The sequence below is a fragment of the Pseudomonas sp. PA15(2017) genome (genome assembly GCF_001945395.1).
In the GTDB taxonomy this organism is placed as follows: Bacteria; Pseudomonadota; Gammaproteobacteria; order Pseudomonadales; family Pseudomonadaceae; genus Aquipseudomonas.
The window spans coordinates 123464-147535 of record NZ_MSXV01000037.1 but is presented as its reverse complement, the minus strand read 5'-3'; the positions used below and the strand labels follow the sequence as shown (position 1 = coordinate 147535).

At 64.6% G+C, this 24072-nt stretch carries 18 protein-coding genes and 1 tRNA gene; 14 read left to right on the top strand and 5 right to left on the bottom strand.

Annotated elements, in window-relative coordinates; genetic code table 11:
* The first annotated feature begins 30 nt into the window (after nt 1–30).
* The 3 genes from BVH03_RS12380 to BVH03_RS12370 all read left to right on the top strand — a co-directional run bounded on the left by BVH03_RS12380 (nt 31) and on the right by BVH03_RS12370 (nt 4224).
* A tRNA-Met gene (locus tag BVH03_RS12380) sits at nt 31–107 on the top strand.
* A gap of 218 nt (nt 108–325) precedes the next feature.
* A complete protein-coding gene (gene mprF / locus BVH03_RS12375) occupies nt 326–2956 on the top strand; it encodes a bifunctional lysylphosphatidylglycerol flippase/synthetase MprF (protein ID WP_075961440.1) in 2631 nt (876 codons plus the stop codon).
* On the top strand, nt 2956–4224 hold the full coding sequence (locus BVH03_RS12370; protein ID WP_075961439.1) for a virulence factor family protein: 1269 nt from the start codon (nt 2956–2958) through the stop codon (nt 4222–4224). Before mprF ends, BVH03_RS12370 begins: the two co-directional genes overlap by 1 nt.
* Before the next feature lie 38 nt (nt 4225–4262).
* On the opposite strand, the gene BVH03_RS12365 is transcribed toward BVH03_RS12370, so the two are convergent.
* Nucleotides 4263–5603, bottom strand: coding sequence for a short-chain fatty acid transporter (locus BVH03_RS12365; RefSeq protein ID WP_075961438.1), 1341 nt, complete (start codon nt 5601–5603; stop codon nt 4263–4265).
* A gap of 249 nt (nt 5604–5852) precedes the next feature.
* On the opposite strand from BVH03_RS12365, the gene rimO reads away from it, so the two are divergent.
* The 3 genes from rimO to BVH03_RS12350 all read left to right on the top strand — a co-directional run bounded on the left by rimO (nt 5853) and on the right by BVH03_RS12350 (nt 10470).
* Nucleotides 5853–7178, top strand: coding sequence for a 30S ribosomal protein S12 methylthiotransferase RimO (gene rimO / locus BVH03_RS12360; protein ID WP_027905637.1), 1326 nt, complete (start codon nt 5853–5855; stop codon nt 7176–7178).
* Nucleotides 7179–7929: 751 nt separating this feature from the next.
* Nucleotides 7930–8166 (top strand): hypothetical protein, encoded by a 237-nt coding sequence (locus BVH03_RS12355; RefSeq protein WP_075961437.1) that lies wholly within the window; start codon nt 7930–7932, stop codon nt 8164–8166.
* Nucleotides 8167–8505: 339 nt separating this feature from the next.
* Entirely contained in the window at nt 8506–10470 is a 1965-nt protein-coding gene (locus BVH03_RS12350) for a TonB-dependent receptor domain-containing protein (protein WP_075961436.1), read from the top strand.
* A gap of 221 nt (nt 10471–10691) precedes the next feature.
* Here BVH03_RS12350 and BVH03_RS12345 read toward each other — a convergent pair whose 3' ends face one another.
* Nucleotides 10692–12029, bottom strand: coding sequence for an NTP/NDP exchange transporter (locus tag BVH03_RS12345; protein ID WP_075961435.1), 1338 nt, complete (start codon nt 12027–12029; stop codon nt 10692–10694).
* Between the two features lie 22 nt (nt 12030–12051).
* The gene (locus BVH03_RS12340) at nt 12052–13104 is read right to left on the bottom strand and encodes an SDR family oxidoreductase (protein ID WP_143485951.1); all 1053 of its coding nucleotides are present in this window, start codon (nt 13102–13104) and stop codon (nt 12052–12054) included.
* A 163-nt stretch (nt 13105–13267) separates the two neighbouring features.
* On the opposite strand from BVH03_RS12340, the gene BVH03_RS12335 reads away from it, so the two are divergent.
* Together BVH03_RS12335 and BVH03_RS12330 are read left to right on the top strand one after the other, a co-directional pair.
* Nucleotides 13268–14167, top strand: coding sequence for a LysR family transcriptional regulator (locus BVH03_RS12335; protein WP_075961434.1), 900 nt, complete (start codon nt 13268–13270; stop codon nt 14165–14167).
* Between the two features lie 44 nt (nt 14168–14211).
* Nucleotides 14212–14421 carry a hypothetical protein gene (locus tag BVH03_RS12330; RefSeq protein WP_075961433.1) on the top strand — a complete coding sequence of 70 codons (210 nt, stop codon included), beginning with the start codon at nt 14212–14214 and terminating at the stop codon, nt 14419–14421.
* 66 nt (nt 14422–14487) lie between these two features.
* On the opposite strand, the gene BVH03_RS12325 is transcribed toward BVH03_RS12330, so the two are convergent.
* Nucleotides 14488–15810 (bottom strand): ATP-binding protein, encoded by a 1323-nt coding sequence (locus tag BVH03_RS12325; protein WP_143485953.1) that lies wholly within the window; start codon nt 15808–15810, stop codon nt 14488–14490.
* Between the two features lie 29 nt (nt 15811–15839).
* On the bottom strand, nt 15840–16586 hold the full coding sequence (locus BVH03_RS12320; RefSeq protein ID WP_075961431.1) for a response regulator transcription factor: 747 nt from the start codon (nt 16584–16586) through the stop codon (nt 15840–15842).
* A 148-nt stretch (nt 16587–16734) separates the two neighbouring features.
* Between BVH03_RS12320 and xseA the strand changes: the two genes are divergently transcribed.
* The 6 genes from xseA to BVH03_RS12290 all read left to right on the top strand — a co-directional run bounded on the left by xseA (nt 16735) and on the right by BVH03_RS12290 (nt 23961).
* Entirely contained in the window at nt 16735–18114 is a 1380-nt protein-coding gene (xseA, locus tag BVH03_RS12315) for an exodeoxyribonuclease VII large subunit (RefSeq protein ID WP_075961486.1), read from the top strand.
* A 12-nt stretch (nt 18115–18126) separates the two neighbouring features.
* Nucleotides 18127–18948 carry a M23 family metallopeptidase gene (locus BVH03_RS12310; RefSeq protein WP_075961430.1) on the top strand — a complete coding sequence of 274 codons (822 nt, stop codon included), beginning with the start codon at nt 18127–18129 and terminating at the stop codon, nt 18946–18948.
* Nucleotides 18949–19018: 70 nt separating this feature from the next.
* Complete coding sequence (locus BVH03_RS12305; protein ID WP_075961429.1) at nt 19019–19687, top strand: glutathione S-transferase; 669 nt, start codon at nt 19019–19021, stop codon at nt 19685–19687.
* 155 nt (nt 19688–19842) lie between these two features.
* The gene (locus tag BVH03_RS12300) at nt 19843–20364 is read left to right on the top strand and encodes a sigma-70 family RNA polymerase sigma factor (RefSeq protein WP_075961428.1); all 522 of its coding nucleotides are present in this window, start codon (nt 19843–19845) and stop codon (nt 20362–20364) included.
* A complete protein-coding gene (locus BVH03_RS12295) occupies nt 20361–21332 on the top strand; it encodes a DUF4880 domain-containing protein (protein WP_075961427.1) in 972 nt (323 codons plus the stop codon). The genes BVH03_RS12300 and BVH03_RS12295 overlap by 4 nt, the downstream gene beginning before the upstream one ends.
* Before the next feature lie 148 nt (nt 21333–21480).
* Nucleotides 21481–23961, top strand: a complete 2481-nt coding sequence (locus BVH03_RS12290) for a TonB-dependent receptor (RefSeq protein ID WP_075961426.1) — start codon at nt 21481–21483, stop codon at nt 23959–23961.
* Nucleotides 23962–24072 lie beyond the last annotated feature (111 nt).

Here is a 24072-nt window from a genome sequence, read left to right as displayed (position 1 = left end):
CACAAGCCTCATCCTGTATAGAATGGCCGCCGCGGGATGGAGCAGTCTGGTAGCTCGTCGGGCTCATAACCCGAAGGTCGTCGGTTCAAATCCGGCTCCCGCAACCACCTTCGAAACGAAAGCCCTGACAGTTCGCTGTCGGGGCTTTTGTTTATGGGCGCTGAAAAGCTCGCCTCCCTACACGCCCCACGCTGATGGACTAATCTTTCCAGGCGCCTGCCATAGACACCTTGAAGCGGTTCGCTCAAGCTCATACATTGCTTGATACAAAATGGAACTTGGATTCCGTCCTTCAATCTGAGCCGCACTGCCCAAGAGGTATCCGATGCGCGCCAGCTCCGACGCTACTGCCCCACCCTCTCTGCCCAAATCTCAACTTCTGCTCTGGCGCCAACGCCTGGATCGCTACCGCCAGCCGCTGGGCTTGACTGTCGCCCTGGCGCTGTTCGTCATCGCGCTACTGGCCTGCCGCCACCTGCTCGATGAACTGGACCCCAGCGCGCTGCATGCCTCCATCCTGGCGGTACCGACCGCGAACCTGTTCGGTGCCGTGGGCCTGACCGTCATCGGTTTCATCGCCTTGCTCGGCTACGAGTGGTCGGCCAGCCGCTATGCCGGCGTCAGCCTGCCCGGCCGTACCTTGGCCACTGGCGGTTTCTGCGCGTTCGCCATCGGCAACGCCGTGGGCCTGTCGATGCTCTCCGGCGGCTCCATCCGCTACCGACTGTATGCCCGCCACGGCATCGGCGGCGTGGAAATCGCCCGCATGACGGTGTTCGCCAGCCTGTCGCTGGGCTGCGTACTGCCGATTCTCGCCGCCCTGGCGGCACTGGCGGACCCCGCCGACGCGTCCGCCGCGCTGCGCCTGCCGCAACCGATCCTGATCGTCATCAGCCTGATGCTGCTGGCACTCGGTGCGGGCCTGCTGCTGATGCTGCATCGCGCGCGCCTGGGCGAACGCCCGAACGCCGATTGCGTGGCGGTGCGCGTGAGCCGCCACCTGCTGCGCATGCCGGGCGCACGCCTGACCCTGCTGCAAGTATTGATCACCCTGGTGGACGTCAGCGCTGCAGCCGGCGTGCTGTATATGCTGCTGCCCGAGGCACCGCCGTTCACCACTTTCCTGCTCGTCTACCTGCTGGCCCTGGCCGCCGGCGTGCTCAGCCACGTGCCGGGCGGCGTCGGGGTGTTCGAGGCAGTGCTGCTGGCCGCCTTTGCCAGCGAGCTGGGCGCTGCGCCCCTGGCGGCTGCACTGCTGCTCTATCGCCTCATCTATATCATACTGCCGCTGCTGGTGGCCTGCCTGCTGCTGCTGGCCATGGAGCTGCGCCGGCTGATCAACGCCCGCCAGGCGATCCGCGCTGCCAGTGGCCTGGCCGCGCCGATCCTCGCGCTGCTGGTATTCATCTCCGGTATGGTGCTGCTGTTCTCAGGCGCTACACCGAGCCTGGACGAGCGGCTGGAGATTCTCGACTTCCTCATACCGCACCGGCTGATCGACGCCTCGCACTTCGGCGCCAGCCTGATCGGCCTGTTGTGCCTGCTGCTCGCTCAAGGCTTGCGCCGCCGCCTGTCAGCGGCCTGGGCGATGACCCTGGGCTTGCTGGTGACCGGCGCGATCCTGTCGCTGCTCAAGGGCTTCGATTGGGAAGAAGCACTGCTGCTGAGTATCACCGCCGGCCTGCTGGCGCTGTTTCGCCCCTACTTCTACCGCCCCAGCCGGCTGATGGAGCTGCCCCTCTCGCCCTGGCACCTGGCGGCCAGCGCCTGCGTGCTCGGTGCGTCGATCTGGCTGCTGTTCTTCGCCTACCAGGACGTGCCCTATGAAAACCAGCTGTGGTGGCAATTCGCGGTAAATGCCGATGCGCCGCGTGGCCTGCGTGCCGCGCTGGGCTGCGTACTGATGCTTGGCGTGGTGTTCCTGGCCTGGCTGCTGCGCGCCGCGCCACCGGCCATCACCCTGCCGAACAGCGAGGAGCTGGACCGCGCTGCACGGATCGTCAAGGCCTCCGACCAGGCCGATGGCGGCTTGGCGCTCACTGGCGACAAGGCCCTGCTGGTGCACCCTGAAGGCGACGCCTTTCTGATGTACTCGCGCCGCGCTCGCAGCATGGTCGCGCTGTTCGATCCCATCGGCACCACGCAACGGCGCGGCGAACTGGTGTGGCAGTTCCGCGACCTGTGCGACCGCCACCACACCCGCCCGGTGTTCTATCAGGTGCGCGCCGACAACCTGCCGCTGTACATGGACATCGGCCTGACCGCCATCAAGCTCGGCGAGGAGGCGCGGGTCGATCTCAACCGCTTCGAGCTGGAAAGCACCGGCAAGGCCATGAAAGACCTGCGCTACACCTGGAACCGCGGCCAGCGCGACGGCCTGGTGCTGGAATTCCATGAGCCCGGTCAGGCGCCGTTCGACGAGCTGCGCGCCATCTCCGATGCCTGGCTGGGCGGCAAGCAGATGCGCGAGAAAGGCTTCTCCCTCGGCCGTTTCGATCCGGCCTACCTGAACCGCTTCCGCATCGTCATCGCCCGGGTCGAGGGCCGCGCCGTGGCTTTCGCCAACCTGCTGGAAACCGACAGCCGCGACCTCGCCACCCTCGACCTGATGCGCGTGCTGCCCGATGCGCCGAAGCTGACCATGGAGTTCCTCATGCTCGGCCTGATCCTGCACTTCAAGGCCGCCGGCTTCGCCCGCTTCAGCCTCGGCATGGTGCCGCTCTCGGGCCTGCAGCCGCGCCGTGGGGCACCCCTGGCACAGCGTCTCGGCGCGCTGGTGTTCAAGCGTGGCGAGGCGTTCTACAACTTCCAGGGCCTGCGCCGCTTCAAGGACAAATTCCAGCCTGACTGGGAGCCGCGCTACATGGCCGTGCCGGCCGGGCTCGACCCGCTGGTGGCACTGACCGACACCGCCGCACTGATCGCCGGCGGCTTTACCGGACTGGTGAAACGCTGATGACCCGCACTGCAAAACGTCTGTTACCGATCCTTGCCTTGCTGCTGGCAGTGGTTGCCGGCGGCCTCTACCTCTGGCTGCGCCCTCCAGCCGCTGCCAGCCTGGCGCATCATGGGCTGGCGTCCGGCGCTGACCTGCAGGTCGCCACGCCGGGCGGCAAGGTGCAGCGCCGCGTGCTAGTGGTGCTGCCGAACGATCAGTTGCTCGATGAAACCGAACTGCTGGAACTGGCCCAATCCAACCACGCGCTGATCGGCCAATACCCGCTTCAGGCGCAAAGCTGCGACGCACAAGCCAAGACCCTGCAAGACGCCGCCGCGCAACTGGGCGGCCCGCCGAACATGGTCGCCGGCAGCGAAAGCAGCGCCATGCTCGCCTGGCGCTGGCTTGCCACCCAGACTGATGACAAGGCCCAGGCGCTGTCGGTGGGCTTCTCCCTGGAAAAGCCCGATTGCGCCACGCCGCCGCCAACCGGCAGCGCCCATGGCCACTGGCTGGCCGCCTGGAACGATAACCCGGATGACGCCAGCGCCCGCTTCGTACGCGAGCAGGCCAACGCCGAGACCCTGATCGGTGACTACGACACCGCGCCCAAGGCGCTGCTGATCGCCCAGGTGCGTCGCCTGCTGCAAGGCGCCAGCGATGACCTGCCGGTGGTCGAGGTGCCGTCCACGCCGCCCGGCGATACGGTCAGCCTGTTCTACTCCGGTGACGGTGGCTGGCGCGATCTGGACAAGGCCGTGGCCGAGCAAATGGCCGAGCGTGGCTACCCGGTGGTCGGCGTCGATACCCTGCGTTACTTCTGGCAGCGCAAGAGCCCGGATCAGGCCGCCAGCGACCTCTCCGAGATGATGCGCGAGTACCGTGAAAAGTGGCACGCCAAGCGCTTCGTGCTGATCGGCTACTCCTTCGGTGCCGACGTGATGCCGGCGCTCTACAACCGTCTGCCCGACAGCGACAAAAAGCAGGTCGATGCCGTGCTGCTGCTGGCCCTGGCGCGTAGCGGCGCCTTCGAGATCCAGGTCGAGGGCTGGCTGGGCAAGGACGCCGACGAAGCCGCCACCGGCCCCGAGCTGGTCAAGCTGCCCGCCGCGAAAGTGCTGTGCGTGTACGGCACCGAAGAGGCGCCGGAAAGCGGCTGCACCCAGCAGCAGAGCGTCGGCGAGAAGCTGGAGCTGCCTGGCGGCCACCACTACGACAAGGATTATCCGGCGCTGGCCGAACGCCTGATCGCGGCGATCAAGAAGCGCCAGCCTGCGGCGCAGTGACTCCGGTACTGCCGGCGCCTGCCGGCAGCACGCCTCGCTCACACCAGAAAGTAGAACGCCCCGCCAATCACCACGCCTGAATACAGCAGCATGATCAGGCAGTAGCCCATGATGTCCCGCGCGCCCAGGCCGGCAATGGCCAGCAGCGGCAGCGCCCAGAACGGCTGGATCATGTTGGTCCAGGCGTCGCCCCAGGCAATCGCCATGGCGGTGATCTCCGGCGCCACGCCAAGCACCTCACCGGCCGGCAGCATGATCGGTCCCTGCACCGCCCACTGGCCGCCGCCCGACGGGATGAACATGTTCAAGAGCCCGGCACTGAGGAAGGTCAGCAGCGGAAAGGTCTCGGCCGATGACCAGTCGATGAACAGGTCGCTGATCAGCTTGCCGAGCGTCTGCCCCTCGGCGTTGGCACCGACCATCATGCCCATGATCCCGGCGTAGAACGGGAACTGGATGATGATCCCGCTGATGCCACCGACGCTGTCCTGAACCGCCCGCCCGTAGCGCTCCGGCGAGCCATGCAGCAACAAGCCGGCGAACAGGAACATGCCGATCACCAGGTTCAGGGTCAGCCCGAAGCCGTTGCTGGCGAAGTGGTAGACGAAGTAGATGGCCGCCAGGGCGACGATCAGCAGGCCGAGGATGCGGCTGTCGTCCAGGCGTTGGGCGCCGGTGTCGCGAGGAATGACCGGCGCTGGTGGGTCGATCAACAACTCGGGCGCGGCCACCGTGGGCGTGCGCGGCATCATCGCCCGGTTGAGCAGCGGCGCGCCGATTACCAGCAAGGCGATGATGGTCAGGTTGAGGGTGGTGAACAACGTGTGCTCGACGCCAATGGCAGCGGTCAGCACGCCGCCGCTGATACGTTGCAAATCCGCACCACCGGTGGCCAGGGACAACGGCACCGAGCCCGACAGGCCGCCATGCCAGACCAGAAAGCCCGAATAGGCAGCCGCCACCAATAATGGGTAATGCACGCCCTGAACCTGCCGCGCCAGCGCTCGCGCGAATACGGCGCCGACCACCAGGCCGAAACCCCAGTTGACCCAGGATGCGGCCATCGCCACCAGGGTGACGAACACGATCGCTTGCCCTGGGGTGCTGGGAATGCGCGCCAGGCGATCCAGCAGCCGGGCCACCGGTGGCGCATTGGCCAGGGCATGACCGGTAACCAGCACCAGCGCCATCTGCATGGTGAAGGTCAACAGGTTCCAGAAACCGCCGCCCCAGTGCTGGGCCATCTGCGGCAGGCTCTGGCCGGTGGCGAAGATGCCCAGCGCCAGCACCACGAGGGTCAGCAGCATGGCGAATACGAAGGGAGAAGGCAGGAAGCGCTGAACCAGATTGACGCTCAGCAGCGTGATCCGTGAAAACATCGGGTAGCCCTTTTGTCATTGTTATAGGGATGCGCGGCGGTGCTCGCCGGTCGCTCGGGCACGCTAACAGGCCCTGGCACGGCGGATGGGCGGAGTCTGCAACAGCATCTTTCAGAGCGATGGGCGCAGCCCGCCACCACATCCTGTCGGCAGTGCTGGAAAAGTGCCTCACACGCCGCTAGAATTGCGCACTTTTTGACCAGAGGCGCGCAAAGCGCCCGGCCCGTCTTAGCCCTGAGGTTCACCTGCATGACCACCACCGCCACCCCCAAAGTTGGGTTCGTTTCCCTTGGCTGCCCGAAAGCTCTGGTGGACTCCGAACGCATCCTGACCCAACTGCGCATGGAAGGTTATGAAGTGGTGCCGACCTACCAGGACGCCGACGTGGTGGTGGTCAACACCTGCGGCTTTATCGACAGCGCCAAAGCCGAGTCCCTGGAAGTGATTGGCGAGGCCATCAAGGAAAACGGCAAGGTCATCGTCACCGGCTGCATGGGCGTCGAGGAAGGCAACATCCGTGACGTGCACCCCAGCGTGCTGTCGGTCACCGGCCCGCAGCAGTACGAGCAGGTGGTCAACGCCGTGCACGAAGTGGTGCCGCCGCGCCAGGATCACAACCCGCTGGTCGACCTGATCCCGCCGCAAGGCGTCAAGCTGACCCCGCGCCACTACGCCTACCTGAAGATTTCCGAAGGCTGCAACCACAGCTGCAGCTTCTGCATCATCCCCTCGATGCGCGGCAAGCTGGTCAGCCGCCCGGTCGGTGACGTGCTCAGCGAAGCCGAGCGCCTGGTCAAGGCCGGGGTCAAGGAACTGCTGGTGATCAGCCAGGACACCAGTGCCTACGGTGTCGACCTCAAGTACAAGACCGATTTCTGGAACGGGCAGCCGGTCAAGACGCGCATGAAAGAGCTCTGCGAAGCGCTCTCCAGCATGGGCGTATGGGTACGCCTGCACTACGTGTACCCCTACCCCAACGTCGACGACGTGATCCCGCTGATGGCCGCCGGCAAGCTGCTGCCGTACCTGGACATCCCGTTCCAGCACGCCAGCCCGCGCGTCCTCAAGCTGATGAAGCGCCCGGCCTTCGAAGACCGCACCCTGGCGCGCATCAAATCCTGGCGCGAGCAGTGCCCGGACCTGACCATCCGCTCGACCTTCATCGTCGGCTTCCCCGGCGAAACCGAGGAAGACTTCCAGTACCTGCTCGACTGGCTGACCGAAGCCCAGCTCGACCGCGTCGGCTGCTTCCAGTACTCGCCTGTCGAAGGCGCACCCGCCAACGACCTGGATGTGGACATCGTCCCTGATGACGTCAAACAGGATCGCTGGGACCGCTTCATGGCCCACCAGCAAGCCATCAGCACCGCCCGCCTGCAACTGAAGATCGGCCGCGAAATGGACGTGCTGATCGACGAAGTCGACGACCAGGGCGCCGTCGCCCGCTCCTGGGCCGACGCCCCGGAAATCGACGGCAGCGTGTTCATCGAAGGCACCGACTTCCAGCCGGGCGACAAGGTGCGTGTGCGTATCGTCGATGCCGATGAATACGATATGTGGGCCGAGCGGGTTTAAGCCCCTTGTATCAAAACGCCCACTGCGTCGCCTGACCCAGTGGGCGTTCTTGTATTGGCGCGATGGATATGGCCGGCACAAGCCGAGTAGTGTCTTGCCAGCCCCAACCAGGCGTTGATGGACCTTGAGCCGCTACCGAAACGCCAAACGCTCAAATCGGATCTGAGCTGTGAGAGCCTGTTCAAAATTTTGTATGCGCACGAAGCCGCGACTGCAAGGCAGAAGCGGCCGTCCCCGATCCACTGTGGGAGCGCGCCATGCGGGCGAAAAATCGCGGGCATGGACTAGGGTCTGTTCCCGTTTCACGCACGGCCGCGCCGGAGCCAGTTTTTGTGCGAGGCAAGGACCGCGCCCGCTCCAGGCGGGCTTGCGGCATTTCCCACATCCATGTGGGGCACACAGATGCGAAGTTTGGCGGGCCAAATGAGCCATCGAGTAACGCCGCATCGCACAAAAACTGGCCCGGCCCTTCGGGTGGGGCCGCCTAGGTTGCGCGGGAAATGGCCTCCGCTGTCGTTGCAGGACTTGGCAAGGGAAAACGCGGACGGCTAGTCCATTCCCTGCGTCCTGCGCCTAACCGGAGGCCATTTCTCGCGGCAACGCGGCTCGCGCTGAAACGGGAACAGACCCTAGGTGTCCCCGCCCGCTCCCACAAATACTCCGCCGATGACCGACCGCACATCTAGCGCTGCTCATCACCTGCTGCCCAGCTTTCGCTATCGCCGCCACCCCGAACATGGCAGGCGACCATGTGGGCCAGATCGAAAACACCGGCAAGCTGGACAAGGTCGTCACCTCCCTGCGCTGGAGCGGCAAACACACCCTGTCGGGCACCTGTGTGCTGACTGAACAGAATGGCGAAACCAAAGGCCGCCCGAAGGATTGCAAGCGCCTGCGCAGCCGGCTCTTGAAGTGCGTGTGGATAGACAAATACGGCTACGGCCATCTCGAGATCAACTTCGGACCGCTTCACGGCGTTTTATGGTGAATGGAGTTATTTCGAGGGTGGGGAGCGGTATGTGTGGAATGGCCTGAAGCAGCGTTAAAGGCCGCAAGTAGCATGCACAATGCGAAGCTTGTCCATCGATCCTCAAACACTACGAGACAAGGACAGTTTTCCGAAATTATTTATAGCCATGGTGGATGAAAAGAGCGTCATCCACCCTACTCGTTAGTTTCGGCTGGTAAACAGTCGATAGGCGATGGCGCTGCGCCCGAACCGCTCAAAGTTCCCCCGTCAAGCGACCACACTGTCTTACTTTGTCCAACCTTCGCGCCCATGGATGCATACGATTCGCGCCTGCAAACGATTCGTAAGGAACATTCCATGCACGCGCCCTTCTCTCGCCGCCTTGTCGGCACGCTGGCTCGCCTGGCAACGTTTTGTCTGGCAACCGGCAGCACCCTCGCCCATGCCGAGCCTCTGCAGCTGGACGATATGGTGGTGACCGCCTCCGGCTTCGCCCAGAATCTGGAAGACGCACCGGCGTCGGTCACGGTGATCAGCGGTGACGACCTGCGCAAGCGCTCGGTGCAGAACCTTGCCGATGCCGTGCGTGATGTGGAAGGCGTGGTGGTCAACGGGGGTGCCAACGAAACCGACATCCAGATCCGTGGCATGCCGGGCGACTACACGTTGATTCTGGTCGACGGCAAACGCCAGAGCGGGCGCGATTCGCGGGTCAATGGCAACCGTGGTTACGAGCAGAGCTTCGTACCACCGGCTGCGGCCATCGAACGTATCGAGGTGGTGCGCGGACCGATGTCTTCGCTGTACGGCTCCGATGCCATTGGGGGCGTGATCAACATCATCACCCGCAAGGTATCACCCGAGTGGGGCGGCAATGTGTCCTACGACTATTCGGCGCGCCCGAACAGCGATCAGGGCAATGCCCGCAATACCCAGTTCTATCTCAACGGCCCGCTGGTCAACGAAGTGCTGGGCCTGCAGGTATGGGGCAACTACCTCGACCGCCAGGCCGATGACGACGTCGAAACCAACGAAGGTTTCGCCAAGTCCGACAACAAGAGCCTGACCGCGCGCCTGGCCCTGACGCCGTCCGAGAACCACGACTTCCTGCTCGAAGCGGGCGCCTCGCGCCTGAGGAACGGCGACGGCCTGAGCGCCAACTGGTCGACCCGGGAGCAGAAAAACAACCGCGATCACTGGTCGCTGACCCACGAGGGTCGCTGGGGCTGGGCCGACTCGACGCTGTCGTTCGCCGAGGAGACAACCAGCCGCGAAGGCAAGGCCACACCGGCGCAGGCCGATGTGTTCGGGCGCAAGCCGGAGATCCGCAACCGCGTGCTGGACGGCAAGCTGGTGATCCCGACCGACTACCACGTCACCACCGCCGGCGTGCAGTGGAACGAAGCCACCTTGACCGATTGGAACCAGGCCAACCGCGGCACCGCTCGCGAGCGCGAGAACGAGGAATACTCGGTGGTGCAGAAAGCCCTGTTCGCCGAAGACGAATGGTCGATCACCGACGATTTCGCCCTGACCACCGGCATGCGTCTGGACCACCACGAGCAGTACGGCAGCCACGTAAACCCTCGTGTCTATGGCGTATGGCACCTGACCAACGAATGGACGCTGAAAGGCGGCGTGGCCCGTGGCTTCAAGGCACCGGAACTGCGCGCAGTGATCGACGATTACGCGGTGGTGCGCCGCAACCGCTTCGTGCAATTCGGCAACTCGAACCTCAAGCCCGAGAGCAGCACCAACTACGAGCTGAGCGCGATGTGGTCGAACCGTGACGACCTGTCGGCCGGCGCCACCCTGTTCTACAACGACTTCAAGGACAAGCTGTCCACCGTCACCACCACCGAGCAGTGGCAGGGCCTGACCGTGATGGAGCGAGTCAACGTCGACAAGGCGGTGATTCGCGGCCTGGAGTTGAGCGGTAACTGGCAGGCACTGAGCAACCTCGCGATCAAGGGTAACTTCACCTACCTGGATTCCGAGCAGAAGAGCGGCGCCGACAAGGGCCGGCCTCTGTCGTTGACGCCCAAGCGCAAGGCGAGCCTGCGCGCCGACTGGGACATCACTGACCGAGCCCTTGCCTGGGCCGCGACCCATTACAACGGCGAAGAGTACGGCGCCACGCTGACCGGCCAATCGTCCCGCACCTATACCACTGCCGATATCGGCGGCTCGTACAAGCTGACCGAATCGCTGACGCTCAACTCGGCCATCTACAACCTGGGCAACAAGCGCCTGAATGACGAGGACGACGGCACGGTCAATTACGGCCGCACTTACTGGCTGGGCGCCTCGCTGGACTTCTGATCCGAAGTGTCGGGACGGCAATCGTCTCCTGGGTTTCGCTGCGCTCTACGCCAGGCTACGCAATGGCGTGCAGCGCAGACCGTAGCCTGTCACTGAGCGCAGCGATGTGCAGGGAGCGATCGGTCAGGCGGCCTGTATCTCGTGGAGATCGCTTCCCGGGTTTCGCTGCGCGCTACGCCAGGCTACGGAGCGCCGCGCAGGAACGCTTGAGTACTGCAACACTAGCTGCTGGCAAGCGCCACCCTCGTGCCCTCTTTCGCCTCCGGCGTGGCGCACCTGCTCATCTCGTCGGCCTGCCTGCCCAGGTACCAGCCTAGCGCGCCCCAGACCAAGGCGCAGCCCGCACCCACCAGCGCCACCAGTACGGCACCCTGGCCGAGCAGATCGAGAAAGCTCTTCACCCAGCCGCTGAGCGCATCGCCGGCGCGGTAGATCACGGTGTCGATGAAGTTCTTCGCCTTGTACTTGCTCTGCGCGTCCAGCGGGGCGAAGAGCATTTCCCGGCCGGGCCGCACGAAGGCGTATTCGCCGATACGCCGCACGATCATCAGCGCCGCCAGCATGGCGAAGGTCGGCGCCAGGGCGAGGCCGATGAAACCTACGCAGACCAGCAGCGGCACGATGGCCAGTAGCACCCGCACGCCCAGCTTCTGGGCCAGGCGTCCGGTGATGAACAGCTGCGACAGCAAGGCGCCGGCCTGCACGATCACATCGATGATGCCGAACACGCGGATCTGCGCATCGCGATCCGGAAAGCGCTCGGCCACCAGGCGCGCCTGCTCGAAATACAAAAAGGTGGTCACCGTGGCGAGCAGCACCACGAACCCGGCGATGGCCAACAGATAGCGCGATTGCAGCACCCGCGTCAGGCCGCTGAACGGGTTGCCGGCCACCGGCTTGCGTAAACTCTCGGCCTTCGCGGCGCCTGGGCGGCCCGCGCCGCCGACTTCCCGCCAGCGCATCAGCGGCGCCTTGAGGGCCAGGGCGATACCCAGCAGCACGCCAGCCAGCAGCGCCAGGCCGCTTTCGCCGACAACGCCGACCAGCAACGCGCTCATGGCCGGCCCGACCAGGCCGCCGACACTGGCACCGGCGGCGATGAAGGCGAACAGCCGCTTGGCCTGCTGACTGTCGAACACGTCGGCCATCAGGTTCCACGCCACCGAGACCACGAACAGGTTGTAGACCGAGATCCACACGTAGAACACCCGCGCCAGCCAGACGCTGTCGTCACTGAGCTGAAACAGCACGGCAAAGGCCAGCAGGTTCAGGCAGAAGAAGCCGTACACCCAGTCGACGAAATGGATGCGCGGCACCCGCGAGCTGAGCCAGGCGAACAACGGCACGGCCACCAGCATCACCACGAAGGTGGCGGTGAACAGCCATTGCAGGTTCTCCACCCCGGCCATGATGCCCATCGATTCGCGAATGGGCCGCAGCATGAAATAGCCGGAGAACAGGCAGAAGAACAACGCGAACCCGGCCAGTGCCGGCCCCAGCTCGTGGCGCTCGGCGTTGATGGCGACGCCAAGGCGCCGCACCAGAACGGTGGGAAACATGATGGGCGCTCCTGGCAGTTTGTCAGCGGTAGGTGACGCCGGTCAGTTGCTCGGCCATCGTCCACAAGCGTGCGGCGGCCTCGGCATCCTGAGCAACCGCCGGCACCGTGGCGAGGCCCAGCGGCCCGCGTTTTTCGTCTTCGCCGGTCGGCCCGTAATAGGCACCGCCCTGGGCCTGACCGGCGGTGGCGGCATACAGCGTCGGCAGTGCGCCCTGGGCAGCGGAGTGGTACTCGTCGCGATCCTTGGCCCAGTTGCGGCCGAATTCGCTGTCCAGCCCTGGCCCACGGGCAATCAGCTCGGTCACGGCCACGCCGGGGTGCGCGGCGATGCTCTGGATGCCCCAGCCCTGCTGCTCACTGCGCCGCTGCAGCTCGAAGGCGAACATCAGGGTCGCCAGCTTGGACTGCGCATAGGAAGCGTAGGGGTTGTAGGCCCGCTCGGACTGCAGGTCATCGAAGTCGATGTTGCCACGCAACACCGCGATGCTCGACAGCGTGACCACTCGTGGCGCAGTGCTCTTGCGCAGCAGCGGCAGCACGTGGCCGGTCAGCGCGAAATGGCCCAGGTAATTGGTGGCCAGCTGAAGCTCATGGCCGTCGGCCGAGGTTCTGCGCTGAGGCGGCGCCATGACCGCGGCATTGTTGATCAACCCATCGAGGCGCGGCAGTTTGGCATTGAGGCGCTCACCGAGGGCTTTTACCGAAGCCAGGTCGGCCAGGTCGACTTCCTCGAACTGCACCTGGGCGCCGCGGACTTCCTCCTTGATGCGCGCCATCGCCTCCCTGCCGCGCTGCGGATTGCGGGCGGCGATCACCACTTCGGCGCCAGCGGCGGCCAGCGCCTTGGCATCCTCGAAGCCCATGCCGCTGGTGCCGCCGGTAACCAGGAAGATGCGCCCGCTCTGGGATGGCATATCGGCCAGGGTCCAGTCCGGCTTGGGTGCGGTTTGCTGGGCGGGGGCACTGTTCGCCTCGAGAGCGAAGCCCAGGGTCAGGCTGAGGGTCGCCAGCCACTTGCGCCAAGTGGCGCCGGGGCTGGCCAGGGTGTCGGTTGATACGATGGCGGTTGGCATTGTTCGGTCCTCTCGTCGGTGGGAGTTCCGACGGCTCGCAACAGCGCGGCCCGTCGACGTGGACCATTGTTCAACGGGGCGCAGGCCACGATAAGCCGTATAAAACTGGACGCTGTGTACGCTCAGCCGTACGATCAGAACATCCCGTTCGAGAGTCATCGCCATGCGCCAGCCCAACCTGACGGACGTCGCCCTGTTCGCTGCCGTGGTCGAAGCCGGCGGTTTCCGGGTGGCGGCGCAGAAGCGCGGCATGCCGGCGTCGTCGATCAGCGATTGCGTGCGCCGCCTGGAAAGCGATCTCGGCGTGCGCCTGCTCAACCGCACCACCCGCAGCGTGTACCCCACCGAAGTGGGTGCACGCCTACTGGAGCGACTCCGCCCGGCCCTCGATGAAATTGGCGCGGCCTTCAGCGACCTCGACGACGAGGCGAAACAGCCGGTCGGCACCCTGCGCCTCAACGTGCCGGTGCCCATCGCCCGCTTCGTGCTGCCGCGCCTGATTCCCGCCTTTCTCGAGCGCTACCCCGGCGTGAGCGTGGAAGTGGCCATGGACAACACCTTCATCGACGTGGTCGCCACCGGCTTCGATGCCGGCGTGCGCTACGAGGAAAGCCTGGCCAAGGACATGATTGCCGTGCCCATCGGGCCGCGCCGGCAGCGTTTCGTGGCCGGCGCATCACCGGCTTATCTGGAGCGTTATGGCATGCCCCGGCACCCGCGCGATCTCCTCGAACACCGCCTGATCGGCCACCGTTTCGAAAGCGGCAAGCTGGGCGTCTGGGAGCTGGAAAAGGACGGCGAGATCGTCCGCGTGCCGCCCCAGGGGCCGCTGTTGTCCTCTTCACAGGATCTGGAGGTGGGCGCCGCCGTGGCCGGTGTCGGCATCATCTACACCTTCGAGGAATACCTCGGCGCGCTGTTCGAGCAGGGCGCGCTGGTGCCCGTACTGGAAGACTGGTGGCAAGCGTTCGACGGCCCCTACCTGTACTACAACGACCGCCGCCACGTGCCCTCGCCGCTGCGCGCCTTCGTGGATTTTCTCAAGGCCGAGAACGGGGGCTGAGGGCGGCGGCACCCGCAAGCTGGCCCTGGGTTTAGTGCTGCTCTATGAACCTGTTCACGATCTTTTTCAGGCGAGATGAACAGATCGCTGCAAGGCAGAATCAGCCGTTCGCCGATTCACTGTGGGAGCGCGCCATGCGCGCGAAAAATCGCGGGCATGGCCCGCTCCCACAAATACTCCACCAATGGCCGCTCCTGCCACTTAGCTACCAAAGTCCGACGAACCTGGGCGGGAAGATCATCAACCGGCTCTGAGCCAGGCGTCGGGAGCGAACCATGGACGCTTGCCCGGCATACGGCGGGCGTAAAATGGCCCGAGCCTCAAGGCTCTGCCGGTAACCGCACCACGGCGCACAAGCCTGCAGGCGCGCGGTTTTCCAGGCTCAGTTCACCGCCATGGGCCTGCACGCAGGCACGGGCGATGGCCAACCCGAGGCCCAGGCCCTTGCCGCGCCGCTCACCACTCAATTGCGCGAACGGCTCGAACATCTGCTCCAGCTTCGCCGGATCGATGCCCGGCCCGTGATCGAGAATCTCCAGGCACAGCTCACCGGATGAATGGCACTGCAGGGTAATCTGCGCATCGCCGCCATGCAGCAGTGCGTTGTCGATCAGGTTGGTCAACGCCCGCTTGAGAGCCAATGGCCGACAGCGGCAGAAAACCGTTCCGGCGATCTGCCAGCCGACGGGCTGATCGAGGGTGCGATAACGCTGCGCCAGGTCGTGCAGCAGGTCGTTCAGGCACAGGCGCAGCGTCGGTTCCTGCACCGCATCGTCGCGGATGAAATCCAGCGTCTCGGCGACCATGGCGCGCAGCTCGTCGAGGCTTTCCAGCAGGTCCTCACGCAGTGGGCCGTCATCGAGCAGTTCGAGCTGCAGGCGCAGTTCGGTCAGCGGCGTGTTGAGATCATGGCTGAGCGCCGCCAGCATCCGCGTACGCCCTTCCACGTGGCGGGCGACACGTTCCTGCATGCGGTTGAATGCCTGGCTCAGCTCCTGCGCCTCGCGCGGCCCCGCCAGCGGCAGCGGTGCGATCCGGTCACCCCGGCTGATGCGCTCGGTAGCCGCAGCCAGGGCGCCGAAGGGCCGCACTACCCGGCCCATGAAGAACAACAGAATGAACAGAATCGGCACGATGCTGACCGGCAACGCGTAAGCCAGGAGACGACTCCACTCATAGGCCCCGGACGGATGCTGCAAGGCGTTCAGGTACCGCCCGCCAGGCAGCCTGATGCTGCTGCGCAGCCGCAGAGGTTCCCAACCGGCCGGGCTCAATACATCCTCCCGGGCCGGGCCGCCACCGACACGTTCGAGTTGCATGTGGATCGCGCTCGCCGGCAGCCGCAGCTCCCCGGCAAACTGGTCGGTCAGGCGGCGCTCTTCGGCGTGCATCGAAAACGGCTGCACATCGGCGTCATTGGCCAACCAGAAACGCGCCTCGGCGCCGCCCATGGCCGCCAGCAGCCGTGTGGTATCGCCTGGGCTCAGTTGCGTGGCGCCGTGATACGCGGTGCTCAAGCGCTCCAGCACCTGGGCGCGAGACAACGGGTGCACCAGTGCGCCGGTGCGCTGCAACAGCAGTACGGCAATGGCATGGGACGCTAGCAGCGCGATGATCAGCAACACGGCCAGTTGATGAACCAGTCGCTGCGGCCACAAACGCGCCAGTACCCTCATGCCGGCGTGACATCCGCTACCAGCATGTAGCCGCCACCCCATACGGTGCGCAGCAGGTCGTCACGTCCAGAGATGTCGATGAGCTTTCGACGCAGGCGGCTGACCTGGCGGTCGATGCTGCGATCGAACACGTCGCTGTCCGCGCGCATGCTCAGGTCGATCAGTTGCGCACGGCTCAACAACTGATTGGGATGTTCGAGAAACACCTGCAGCAAGCGCCCCTGCGCGGTACTCAGGCGCGTGACTTGCCCGGTGCTGTCACAGAGGCTGGCGCTACCACTGGCGAACGCCAGGCCGGCGAAGCGGTAATGGCGTACCTGCGCGGCAGGCTCGACCCGCGGCGGCTGCGCCGCGACCGGGCCGCGCCTGCGCAATACGCTGTTGAGGCGCGCCACCAGCTCGCGTGGCTCGAAGGGTTTGGTCAGGTAATCGTCCGCGCCCAGATCCAGGCCACGAATACGATCGCTGGCGGTGTCGCGGGCAGTCAGCAGAATCACCGGCATGCCGCTGCGCCGATGCAAACGGCTGCACAACTCGAAACCGTCGCCATCGGGCAACATCACGTCCAACACCACTACGTCGAACGGCTGACCCTCGAGCAATTGCCACATGCCCTCGGCACTTTCCGCGGTACGCACGTCGAAGGCGTGCTTGCGCAGGTAGACGGCCAGCGGCTCGCGAATCTTGCGGTGATCATCGACGACCAGCACGCGCGGTGCGGCAAGTGGGGAAAGTGGATTCATCGAGGCGCAGGGTCGGCTATGCAGAGGATTATCATTTGCATGCCGATGATACCTCAGCGCCCTCCGCCCTGCCGAGTCGCCGCAGCGCTCAGCTCATTTGCTGACATGCAGTTTCGCGTCGTGCGCGCTGCGGCTTATCATGCCGGTCATGATCAAAGACCCGTTCCAACGCCTGAACCTCGACCGCGAGGTGCTCAGCGTCAGCCAGCTCAACAACCGCGCGCGCCTGCTGCTCGAAGATGTCTTCGGCGGCATCTGGGTCGAGGGTGAGATTTCCAACCTGGCGCGCCCGGCCTCCGGGCACATCTACTTCACCCTGAAGGACAGCCAGGCCCAGGTGCGCTGCGCGCTGTTCCGGCAGAACGCGGCGCGGGTGCGTCAGGCGCTACGCGACGGCCTGGCGGTCAAGGTGCGCGGCAAGGTTTCGCTGTTCGAGGGGCGTGGCGATTACCAGCTGATTCTCGACGCGGTCGAGCCCGCCGGCGACGGCGCCCTGCGCCTGGCCTTCGAGGCGCTGAAGGAAAAGCTCGGTGCCGAAGGCCTGTTCGCCGCCGAAAGCAAACGCGCCCTGCCCGCCCACCCACGGCGCATCGGCATCGTCAGCTCGCCGACCGGGGCGGTGATCCGCGACATCATCAGCGTGTTCCGCCGCCGTGCCCCGCAGGTCGAGCTGAGACTGATTCCCACCGCCGTGCAGGGCCGCGAGGCCACCGCGCAGATCGTCCGTGCCCTGAAGCTGGCCGATGCCCAGGGTTTCGATGCGCTGATCCTGGCCCGTGGCGGCGGCTCGCTGGAAGACCTCTGGTGCTTCAACGAGGAAGCCGTGGCCCGCGCCGTGGCCGCCTGCGTGACGCCCATCGTCAGCGCGGTGGGCCATGAGACCGATGTGTCGATCAGCGATTTCGTCGCCGACGTGCGCGCGCCCACGCCATCGGCCGCCGCTGAGCTATTGGCGCCGCACAGCAACGACCTGACCCAGCGTGTCAACGTGCTGCAACGGCGCCTGACCCTGGCGATGAACAGCCGCCTGGCCCGCGAGCGCATGCGCCTGGACGGCCTGACCCGGCGCATGCGCCACCCCGGCGAGCGGCTGCGCCAGCAGGCCCAGCGTCTCGATGATCTGGACATGCGTCTGCGCCGCGCCTTCGCCCAGCAGCTCAATGGGCGCAGCCACAAACTGGCGCAACTCGAAGCCCGCCTGGCCGGTCAACATCCCGGGCGCCACCTCAAGTTGCTGCGCCAGCGCCTCGACAGCCTGGCCGAGCGCTTGCCCCGAGCCATGAAGGAAGGCCTCAAGGCCCGCCGCCTGGCACTGCACAGCCAGATGCAGACGCTGCACGTGGTCAGCCCGCTGGCGACCCTGGGCCGTGGCTACAGCATTCTGCTCGATGAGCGCGGCCGGGCGATTCGCAGCGCGGCGGCCACCCAGCCCGGGCAACGCCTCAAGGCGCGCCTGGGCGAAGGCGAGCTGGAGGTGCGCGTCGAAGACAATCACCTCGCGCCCGTCACATTGTCGTTGTTGGACTGATAAGGAAACCCCATGCGTTTAGTGCTGTTGCTGCTCACCCTGTGCCTCGCCCTGCCCGCCCACGCCGAGGGCTTTATCAGTCGCCTGTTGAACAAGCCGGTGCCCGGTGGTGTGGCAGTGGTCGACCTGGGCAGTGGCGCCAGCGCGCCGAGCGCGACCTATCAGGGCAAACCGGTGCTGGTGGTGCATGAGGACGGGCAACGCTGGATTGCCATCGTCGGTATTCCGTTGAGCGTCAAACCCGGTACCCAGCAGATCGAATCCGCCGGCCAGCGCCTGAGTTTCCAGGTGGGCAGCAAGCAGTACGTCGAGCAGCGCATCACCATCAAGAACCAGCAGCAGGTAAACCCCAACGCCAAGAACCTCGCGCGCATCGAGAAGGAACTGGCCGAGCAGACCCGCGCCTACCGGCAATTCAGCCCGCGCCAGCCCAGCAACCTGTTATTCGACAAGCCGGTCAACGGGCCATTGTCGAGCCCCTTCGGCCTGCGCCGCTTCTTCAACGGCGAAGAGCGCAACCCGCATTCCGGGCTGGACTTCGCGGCCAACCGCGGCACGCCGATCAAGGCGCCGGCGGCGGGTACGGTGATCCTGGTCGGCGACTACTTCTTCAATGGCAAGACGGTGTTCGTCGACCACGGCCAGGGCCTGATCAGCATGTTCTGCCATCTCTCGGAGATCGGCGTGAAGGTCGGCGACGAGCTGCCCCGCGGCGGCGTACTCGGCAAGGTCGGCGCCACAGGCCGCGCCACCGGCCCGCACCTGCACTGGAACGTCAGCCTCAACGATGCGCGGGTCGACCCGGCGATCTTCATCGGCGCCTTCAAGCCCTGAGGCGCTAGGCGGCGCTGCAGGTTCGCGTCTACGCTGAGCGGCAGTCGCCCAACCTTCCCGAGGAGTTTCGATGATCACCGTCCACCACCTGAACAACTCGCGCTCGCAGCGCATCCTCTGGCTGCTCGAAGAGCTGGGCGTCGACTACCGGATCAAGCGTTACGAGCGTGACCCGAAAACCCTGCTCGCCCCGCCCGAGCTGCGCGCCGTGCATCCGCTGGGCAAGTCGCCGGTGGTCACCGACGGCGAACTGACGGTGGCCGAGTCCGGCGCCATCATCGACTACCTCGCCAACCGTTATGGCGCGCACCTGCTACCACCGGCCGAGAGCCCCGAGCGCCTGCGCTGCAATTACTGGCTGCACTACGCCGAAGGCTCGGCCATGCCGCCGCTGCTGCTCAAGCTGGTGTTCGACAAGGTGCAAAGCAGCCCGATGCCCTTCTTCGTCAAACCCATCGCCCGCGGCATCGCGCAGAAGGTCAAAAACGCCTTCGTTGCCCCGCAACTCAAGCTGCACTTGGACTACTTGGAAAGCGAACTCGGCAAAAACACCTGGTTCGCCGGCGAGCAGTTCAGCGCCGCCGATATCCAGATGAGCTTTCCTCTGGAAGCCGCTGCCGCGCGTGCCGGCCTGGACGCCAGCCGCCCGCGCCTGATGGCCTTTCTCGAACGCATCCACACCCGCCCCGCCTACCGCCGTGCCCTGGAAAAAGGCGGCGAGTACGCCTACGCCAGGTGAAGCGCTGGTCAGCCCGGCGATGGGGCGCGTCACTTATCGCGTGTCAGCTGCTGAAATCCATGGGCGCCATTTATCGTCCACAGGCCTGCGGCATTGCAAAGAGCCGGCCCGGGAATGACAATGCGAGGTATTATCAGACTCACTTCTAGCCACTCATGTCCGCCCTCGACTCACCGCAAAGCACTGTCATCCACACGCTGTACAGCGACCATCATGGCTGGCTGAAAGCGTGGCTGCGCGGCCGCCTTGGCAATGCCGCCGATGCGGCAGACTTTGCCCACGACACCTTTCTGCGCGTTATCCAGCGCTGCGACCTGACTGCCATCGATACGCCCCGCGCGTTCTTGCGCACCGTCGCGCGTGGTCTGGTGATCGATCACTGGCGTCGTGAGGAGCTGCAACGCGCCTGGCTGGAAAGCATCGCTCACCTCGACGACGCAGAAGCGCCGTCTCCCGAAGCCCGAGAGCTGGTGCTGGAGTTGCTCGAGCGCATCGCGCTAATGCTCGACGGTCTGAAACCTCGGGTTCGCACTGCCTTTCTGCTGGCCCAGTGCGAAGGCCTGTCGTACCGGGAAATCGCCCAGCGCCTTGGGGTATCGGTTCGCTCCGTCGAGCGCTACATCGCCGACGCGCTGTACCACTGCTATCTGCTGCGTTACGGCGACGACGAGCAATGAGCAACCCGGCCAACAAGGACGCGGAAGCCATTCGAGTCAAACAGGCGATTGGTTGGCTGATACGCCTGCAGCAGAACGACGCTCCAGCGCTTCGCCGCCAATGCGAACAGTGGCGGCGCGCCAACCCAGGCCACGAACGAGCCTGGCAGCGGGTCAGCGGCATGCACGCCGAACTGAGCCAGGACTTGCGTGCTCTGCCAGTCGGCACCGTAAACACCCTTGAAAATTCGGCGTTGCGCCTGCAACGCAGGCAAGCGCTCAAGCTGCTGTCCTTGACGGCTGTCGCGGGAGGCAGTGCGTGGCTGGCCAAGGATCTGTCCGCCATCCAGCCGCTACTGGCAGACCAGGCGACCGCCGTGGGCGAGCACCGTCATCTGGCACTCGGCAACGGCGACGAGCTCGATCTCAATACGGCCACCGCCGTGGACGTGCGCCTGGGCGCCAGGCAGCGGCTGATCGTTCTGCGCCAGGGTGAGCTGTTCGTGAACTGCACCGCCGACAGCCAGCGCCCATTGCAGGTCAGCACCCCGCACGGATTGTTCGAGGCCAAGGCAGGCGCCGAACCAGTCACTCGCTTCGGCCTGCGCCTACGTGATGGCGGTATAAACCTGAACGTTGAACAAGGTCAGGTTGCAGTGGCCGGCATACCCGTTTTTAAGGCTACGGCCGGCAATCATTACCGGGTTGCCGATGGCAGCGCTTCACGTTACCAACGTGGCGATATGGATCCCTCCGCCTGGCGCGAAGGCCTGATCGTTACCCGCGACATGCGCCTGGAGGACTTTCTCGACGAAGTAGGTCGCTACCGCAGCGGGCATCTCGGCTACACTAGAGGCGTTGCCGATCTGCGTCTGTCCGGCGTGTTCCGTCTCGACGATACGGATGAGCTATTGCGCGTCATGGCGCAGACCCTGCCCATTCGCGTGCAGTACATGACGCGCTGGTGGGTTCAAGTGAAAGCAGCCTGACGCCAACCGCCGCCCATCTGCATGCAACGCTGATAACACATCACTCTCGCGCAAAAAAATTTGAAAAAAACTGTCGGCTTTTCCGACGAGGTTCGGCAAGGAATCAGAACCATTCCTATTCATCGCCGTTCTGTCGACAGTGAGCCCCATGCAACCACGCTTAGACGCCGCCCGCCTCACCCCGCTCAATCGCGCCCTGCGCTACGCCCTGTTCGGGGCAGCCCTGGGCTTCGCCGCTGCCCCGACCACGCTGCTGGCCAGCGAGCCTGGCAGCACTGCCAGCGTTAAACGCTATTCGATTGCTGCAGGCCCGCTGGGCGATGCCCTCAACCAGTTCGCCCGCGCTGCCGGCATCACCCTTGCTGCGACACCTCAGCAAACCACCGGCAAGAACTCGCCCGGCCTGCAGGGCGAATATGAAGTTCATCAGGGGCTCAACGAGTTGCTGCAAGGCAGCGACCTGGAAGCACTGAACCAGGGCAACGGCAGCTTCATCCTCAGTGAGCGCATGGACGTAGGCAGTGCCATGGAGCTGGGCGCAACGGCGATCAGCAGCACTGGCCTGGGCGCTACCACCGAAGGCAGTGGCTCATACACCACTGGCACTGTAAGCATCGGCAAGACGCCGCAATCGCTTCGTCGCACTCCGCAATCGGTGACGGTGCTGACCGAACAACGCATGAAGGATCAGAACCTCACCAACCTCAAGGAAATGCTTCAGCAGACACCCGGCGTGGTGGTCGACCAGACCGACAGCGAGCGGGTGAACTACTACTCCCGGGGTTATCAGATCGATGCACTGCAATTCGACGGTGCGACACTGAACATCGATTCGCGTAACGGCAACTTCATCCAGCCAGATGTGGCAACGCTCGACCACGTTGAAGTTTTGCGTGGTGCCAGCGGCATGCTGCGCGGCTCGGGCAACCCATCCGGCACTGTCAATATGGTGCGCAAACGCCCAACTCACGAGTTTCACGGCTCGGCCAGCTACACCGCTGGCTCCTGGGACGCGAACCGTTACACCGCCGATATCTCCGGCCCGTTGACCGAAGGTGGTGCCATCCGCGGGCGAGTCATCGCGGTGCATAGCGACAAGGATTTCTTTCAGGACGCCCGCATGGAGCGCAAGAACGTGCTCTATACCGTGCTGGCAGCTGATCTCAGCGAAAGCACCACGCTGACCGGTGGTTTCGAATACACGGAGATGGACGCCACAGGTGCCTGGGGCGGCCTGGTGCCCGATTTCGACGGCTCGCCATTGTCGTTCTCGCGCTCGACCTTTCTAGGTGCCAACTGGGCACGCTGGGATCGCACCAACGCTCACAGTTTCCTGGAGCTTGAGCACGCCTTCGACAATGGCTGGAATCTCAAGCTAAGCGGCAACCGCAGCCGCCTTGCCTACAAGGATCACGGGTTCCAGCAAACGTCGCTGGCCAGAACGGCTGGCGCGACCAACCCTTATCTGTGGGACGTGAACTACAACTTCAGCGATGGCGGCGGTAGAACCAACTACAGCAATGTCGGAGCTGTACTCGATGGCCCGTTCAGCCTGTTCGACCGTGAACACCGGCTCACCGTCGGTGCAGAGTGGAACGAGGCGGATGCCATCGGCAACGAATCCGTATGGGGCTACAACGCCCGCGGTGTAGACGTGCGCAACTGGGACCCGTCGGCGGTCAACAAAACTCGCGTCAACCCGACGGTCAATCCGCAAGCGCACACCATCACGACTCAGAAAGCCACTTACGCCACTCTCAACATGTCGCTGGCAGATCCGCTGAACGCCATCATCGGTGCACGCCTGAACTGGTATGACTTCGCCAATGAGAACAGCAACACAGGCGACTACAAGGTCACTCAGGAAGTCGTTCCCTACGCCGCGCTGATCTATGACCTGACCGACAACATCAGCGCGTACACCAGCTACACCGAGATATTCGCCCCCCAGGCGGTCTTCGACTCTACAGGCTCGGTGCTCAAGCCAATGACTGGCGAGGTTTACGAACTCGGCCTCAAGGGCGAGTTTTATGAAGGCCGGCTGAACAGCTCGATTGCCGTATTTCGTACCAACCTGATTGGCAAGGCGCTGGACGATCCATCCGTTACCAACGGTGTGCAGCAATGCCTTCCTTCGTACCCGACAGGGTTCTGCAAGACGGCGGCAGGTAAAAGCCGCAGCGAAGGCATCGAAATGGAAATTTCCGGTGAGGTACTGCCTGACTGGCAGGTGACCGGCGGTTATACCTACACCACCACCGAGTACCTGAAGGACACCGCCAGTAACCAGGGCAATGCCCTGCGCACCACGGATCCCAAACACCTGCTGCGACTGTTCACCTCTTACAAACTGCCAGGCCAGCTCGCTGGCTTCACGATAGGCGGCGGCGTTCAGGCACAGAGCGATATTTACGCAACCAACGCGACGAAAACCGCCCGCGCCGAACAAAGCGGCTATGCAGTCTACAACGCCATGATCGCTTATCGTTTCAACGAGCACTACTCGGCACAGTTCAACGCCAACAACCTGTTCGACAAGTATTACTACGAGAAAATTGGCATAACCGGCGCCAACTATTACTACGGCGAACCCCGCAACTTCGCCCTGACCCTGCGCGGCGAGTTCTGATCGCCCCTCTGCGCCCCCGAGCATTCGCCGGGGGCGCCCCGCCTGACTTCTCGAGTTCAGTACCACGCCATGCTCGCCTGACTGAAAGGTAAGTAAATCGTGCGCGTCCGC